Here is a 4,577-nt window from a genome sequence, read left to right as displayed (position 1 = left end):
GGCGAGGATGGCCGGGTGCTCGCTGGATGCAATCGCGATCGCTGCATCGAGGTTCGACGGCAACAGCTTCGACAGCGGCGAAGCGGCCCTGAGCCTGCCTGGCTCGTCGCCGACGATCTGGCGATAGGTCGCAGCGCTTGCCAGCGCCTGGGCGCGGGCGGCGGCCAGTTCCGCCACGGCAGAGGAGCGCTCGGCATCGGCCTGTGCCACGTCGGTGCGGGTGCCTTCGCCGACGTCGAAGCGCGAACGTGCGGCGCGCGCCTGCTCGGTCAGGAACTGCAGGTTCTGCTCCGTCAGCACCGCGACTTGGCGGTCGCGAATCACGTCCATGTAGGCGCTTGCCGCGTTGAACAGAATGTTCTCTTCGGTGTTGCGCAGGCTCTCGACCGATGCGCGGACCTGCGATTCGGCGGCAGCGACGTTGTTTCTGGTCTGAAAGCCGTCGAACAGAGTCTGGTCGATCTGGACGCCGAAGTTGCCAGTGGTCAACGAGATGCTTCGGTTCGACCCGGGGCCATTGCTACGGGCATCGAAATGGCTTCTGGAAAAGTCGATGTCGGCAGAACCGGTGATGGTCGGGCGCCACCCCGACTTGGCGATGGCGACGCCCTCATCGGTGACACGGACGCCGGCACGAGCCGAATTGAGCTGGGAATTGTTCTGGTAGGCTTTTGAAAGTGCACCGAGAATAGTTTCCGCCGAGGCGGCCAGCGGAGAAAGCGCGGTCGCCGAGACGAGGACGGCGGCAAAAAGGCTCTTGCGTAAAGACGGCACGTTATTCCCTCATTCGTTTTGCATGGGAACCACACCGCGCCGGCTTCTCCCATTTGAGCAGCCGGCGCGGTGTGTTTCAGGTTCCCTGCTGTCAGCCCCCAAAAGAACACCCCGGTTATGCGGATCAGCAACGATTGTTCAAGCGCAAGCGAACATGACAACGCCTTTGCTGCAAGCCAAAATCATTCAGAACTCAAACGCACGAATACGTTCGAATCCCGGTAGTGGCTTAATTGCCGCATTAAATGCGCCTCTTCCGGCTACAACCCCCCCTGTTTTCAGAAACAATCGGGCCACACCCGAATTCCCCTGCCCTTCGACGGCGACGAGCCGACCGCCTTCCGCAAGCTGGTCGAGCAGCGGCTCCGGCACTTTCCCCACGCTGCCGCCGATGAAAATGACATCGTAGGGTGCTCCCGCGGCGTGGCCTTCCGGCAGCGGTCCCGTGACCACGCTGACATTGTCGCAGCCAAGCGCCGAAAGAGTCGACATGGCGGTCTCGGCCAATGCCGGATCGCTTTCGAGCGCAACGACGGACTTTGCCAGCCGCGACAGGATCGCCGCCGCATAGCCGGTGCCGCAGCCGACATCGAGCGCCGAATCGCCAGGGCCGATTTCGGCCAGCTGCATCAGCTTGGCCAGCGGCGAAGGCTCCATGAGGTAGCGGGGGCCATCCGCTGCATTGGCAATGCGGATGTCTTCGTCGATATAGGCTAGATCGCGCTGGCCGGGGGCAACAAAGGCCTCGCGCGGCACGACAAGCAGCGCCTCGAGCAGCGGCGCGCTGGTCACGTCGGTGGTGCGGATCTGGCCATCGACCATCTTCACCCGACGTTCGGCAAAATCAGCGCTCATGTTCCAACCAATCCGCCCAAAACCAATCTGCTTGCCGCGCCAAGACCGCGGCTCATTTCGACCGGAACTCAAGCCCCCTGGCGCTGGTGCGCGGGAGCTTGGGCATTTGGAGGCCTCGCCCGGAATCGAACCGGGGTGCAAGGATTTGCAGTCCTCTGCGTAACCACTCCGCCACGAGGCCTCATTGCTCCCGGCGTTCCACCCGGTTCCAATAGGTTGCGGCGAAAATGCCGTCAAGCGGCCATGGTGCATTCCGGACGGTTTCCCCTCGACCATGATTCCACGCATCGCGTCGTCGACACGCATGCTGCAATCAAAATATTAGTTAACTGTTAAGTACGGAATTTTGCAAAGGGAAGCCCGGGGCCTGGACCTCACGTCGGGTAAGCAGAAGGTCCGCCATTTTGAAGGAGTTGCAAGGGCCGGAAAAAAAGGGCGCCGGGCATCAGCCGGGTGGAGTCGAGCCGGAAAGACCGCCCCTTCACAGAGGCTTGCCACGCGGTGCAAACCGTCAGTTCGGCCGCCGCCGCCGTTCCCACCACACGACAAGCCGGCGCCGGTGGCGGCGTACCAAGGCGAACTCGTAGGAGAGCACCAGCAATCCGATCGGTATCATCCAGAATCCCAGGATCGGCAGGAAGCCGAGAATGCCGCCGAAGATCAGCACGACGCCGATCGCAATCCTGAGGCCGCGCGAGCGCGGCATGGTGAACTGACGGCCGAAGACCGATATTTTCCGTGCCGGTGGATGGTTGTGGCTTGCTGCGCTCATGTCTGGTCGGTGGTCCGTTCGGGCAAAGTAGAAGCACCAGCTGACGAAAGCCGCAACCACGTTTTCGGTTCCGCGCACCCCGTCAGACGGCTCATATGAGGACGCGCGCACATGATTGCTAGAAATCGTCGCGCGAAAAAGCGCCGAAAATACGAAATGCTTCTTTGCAAAGCCGAAACGGGTTTGCTATAGGCTGCGCCACTCACATGAGAGCCTCTGTTCCCCGGTAGCTCAGTGGTAGAGCACTCCCTTGGTAAGGGAGAGGTCGAGAGTTCAATCCTCTCTCGCAGCACCAGTTTATCCCGAAGATTTTCAATAGTGCGCTTCGCCTGGGCACTTTCGATTTACGAGTCGGGAGCAATCAGCCTTCCGAAACGAGGACATGCGCGTAGCGAGCTACTGACTTTTCGTCCTTCCACCGGCCGGTGCCGGCGAGCCCGCGCAAATCCATGCCAGCGTACCGACGCATTCACGTCGCCCAGCTGTGGCAAGGAAGCTCACGAGATGCGTTCAGATCTTGCGAACCTCGCCGCAAACTTGTCGAGCGCAAGCTGATACTGGGGTCAATCCTAAGCGGGATCCTGCTATAATCCCGTATGGCCGCTCGCATAGTGGTTATCCTGGCGCTGCTTTCCGCCTTCGCCTACGGATTCGCAAAACTCGTGGAACGTTATGGCGACGCTGGCGACAGCCCTCTCCGTGTGAAAAATGGCCACATCCTGATTGTCCAGTCCCAAACGCGCCTCCTCCGGAAGAACCTAAGCCTTGAGCGGGAGCGCGTTCGCGGGCAGCCGCGAACGTCAGCGTTGATATGCCGTGGCAGCGGGTTCGCGCCGTACAAAATGGAACAAGAATTGCGCCGCATCGTTCAGATAACTATGCAACCCGTCGCGGCAGCAATCAAGCACCGCAGCTGAAGGTTGCTTGGAGGCTATTATGGGTAAGCAACTTACATCGGCTGCGGCAGGCATCCTTCTGTTCGTTGGCGTCAGCGCCGCCGCCGCTCAGGACGTCATTATTCAACCCGAGCAGGACACTGTGATCCGCGAATACGTGAAAAAGAAACCAGTGGCATCACTCAGCCTTCCCGGCGTGGAGCTCAACATCGGCACACCTCTGCCCGAAACAGTCGAGCTGTACGAGGTGCCGGACGTTCAGTACCGCTACGTCGTCGTCGATGGCCGAACCGTCCTGGTCGATCCAGGTACCCGCAAGATTGTGAAGGTCTACGACTGACTTGACACGTCACGCTGAAGCCCGTCATGCCGAAAGGTGCGGCGGGCTGACGCCTTCTCAGGCTCGGCGTGGATTTCTTCTGTGATCACTTCGAAGCGGGTGAGCCGGGAAAGACCGAAGCTCGTTGAGATAGCGACGTCATTGGCATCGCATCCCGTCGCCATCAGGATCCTGCCTATGCGAGGCTGGTTGTGCCGTGCATCGAAGGTGAACCAATGGCCGCTGAGATAGACTTGGAACCATGCGTTGAAATCCATGGGGTACGGCATCGGCGGTATGCCGATGTCGCCGAGATAGCCGGTGCAATATCGCGCCGGAATGTTCATGCAACGGCACAGCGTGATTGCCAGATGCGCAAAATCGCGACACACGCCGGCCCGGTCGGTTAGCGCGCCATAGGCGGTCCGCAGCGTGTCCGCAGCCTGGTAGTTGAAGGTGATGTGTTCGTGAACGAAATCGCAGATCGCCTGGACGCGCGCCCACCCGGGTGCGGTATTGCCAAAACTGCTCCAAGCGAAGTCGCCAAGCCGATCGGTATCGCAGTAGCGGCTGCCGAGAAGAAACCTGAGCACGTTGTCGGGCAGCTCTTTGATATCGTGCTGGACGGCGCCCGCGGCCACAATTTCTGGCTTGCCGGTGTCATGAATTTCGAAGTTCGTTGATATCGTCGTAAGCCCCGCGGGCACCTCTATTCTCGTGCATAAATTGCCGAAAACGTCGATGTAGCCGCGGGCGTCGACCGGGCGATCGAAGCCGATGATCTGTTCCGTCAAAAGATCCCCGCGACGTGAAGGATGGATATCAAGGACGAGCAGCATCGGTGTCGGCTGCGGACATTCGTAGGCGAGGTTGAAACCTGCGCGGATACGCATCGAAGCTCCAATGCGTTGATTAAAGCAAACTCCGGATTGCCGAGAACAGTTCCGAACACATTTAGAGG

Annotated in this window: 5 protein-coding genes and 1 tRNA gene; 1 reads left to right on the top strand and 5 read right to left on the bottom strand. The window is 60.1% G+C overall.

The genetic code is table 11. From position 1 onward, the window contains the following. From EOA85_RS28465 to EOA85_RS28450, 4 genes are all read right to left on the bottom strand, one after another. Positions 1 to 774, bottom strand: a 774-nt coding sequence (locus tag EOA85_RS28465) for a TolC family protein (RefSeq protein ID WP_164759936.1), incomplete at its 3' end; no start/stop codon positions are given. Positions 775 to 960: 186 nt separating this feature from the next. Continuing rightward, positions 961 to 1,629: a protein-L-isoaspartate O-methyltransferase gene (locus EOA85_RS28460; RefSeq protein WP_127211978.1), complete on the bottom strand. Its 669-nt coding sequence runs from the start codon at positions 1,627 to 1,629 to the stop codon at positions 961 to 963. Between the two features lie 107 nt (positions 1,630 to 1,736). Beyond that, positions 1,737 to 1,810 (bottom strand) — tRNA-Cys (locus tag EOA85_RS28455). 330 nt (positions 1,811 to 2,140) lie between these two features. Beyond that, on the bottom strand, positions 2,141 to 2,401 hold the full coding sequence (locus tag EOA85_RS28450; RefSeq protein WP_029353198.1) for a hypothetical protein: 261 nt from the start codon (positions 2,399 to 2,401) through the stop codon (positions 2,141 to 2,143). Positions 2,402 to 3,337: 936 nt separating this feature from the next. Between EOA85_RS28450 and EOA85_RS28440 the strand changes: the two genes are divergently transcribed. After that, positions 3,338 to 3,637 (top strand): DUF1236 domain-containing protein, encoded by a 300-nt coding sequence (locus EOA85_RS28440; protein ID WP_065009244.1) that lies wholly within the window; start codon positions 3,338 to 3,340, stop codon positions 3,635 to 3,637. Here the strand turns inward: EOA85_RS28440 and EOA85_RS28435 are convergent. Beyond that, positions 3,628 to 4,509, bottom strand: coding sequence for a transglutaminase family protein (locus EOA85_RS28435; RefSeq protein ID WP_127211977.1), 882 nt, complete (start codon positions 4,507 to 4,509; stop codon positions 3,628 to 3,630). The two genes, EOA85_RS28440 and EOA85_RS28435, sit on opposite strands and share 10 nt — an antisense overlap. Positions 4,510 to 4,577: the final 68 nt, after the last annotated feature.

The organism is Mesorhizobium sp. M5C.F.Ca.IN.020.29.1.1 (genome assembly GCF_003997375.1).
Taxonomy (GTDB): domain Bacteria; phylum Pseudomonadota; class Alphaproteobacteria; order Rhizobiales; family Rhizobiaceae; genus Mesorhizobium; species Mesorhizobium wenxiniae.
This window is presented reverse-complemented; position numbering and strand designations above follow the sequence as displayed.